Source organism: Xenorhabdus bovienii (assembly GCF_024721015.1).
Lineage (GTDB): Bacteria > Pseudomonadota > Gammaproteobacteria > Enterobacterales > Enterobacteriaceae > Xenorhabdus > Xenorhabdus bovienii.
Genome location: NZ_JANAIF010000421.1, coordinates 1 through 269 on the forward strand (window position 1 = coordinate 1; position 269 = coordinate 269).

Below are 269 nucleotides of genomic sequence, written 5' to 3' on the forward strand. Positions count from 1 at the left end.
GGTCATGTATTCAATCCGGTGAACATCATGTAATATAGGGCAATTTACTGGAGAGTCATTAATGGCTAAAGTGGATGTGAAATGCCCGTTTTGTCAGCAAACGCCCCCGGTGAAGAAACATGGTTTAGGGAGTACCGGCCATCAGCGTTATCGATGTCAGGAATGCTGCCGTAGTTTTCAACTTGATTATGAATATCGGGCTTGTCACCCTGGTACGAAAGACAAAATCCTCGACCTGACCATGAATAATGCGGGCATTCGTGATACCG

General features: G+C 45.7%; 1 protein-coding gene. It reads left to right on the top strand.

All coding sequences use genetic code 11. The features are described 5' to 3' along the window. Nucleotides 1–61: 61 nt before the first annotated feature. Nucleotides 62–269: IS1 family transposase (locus NXS07_RS21245; protein ID WP_258087663.1), on the top strand; the 208-nt coding region annotated here is incomplete at its 3' end.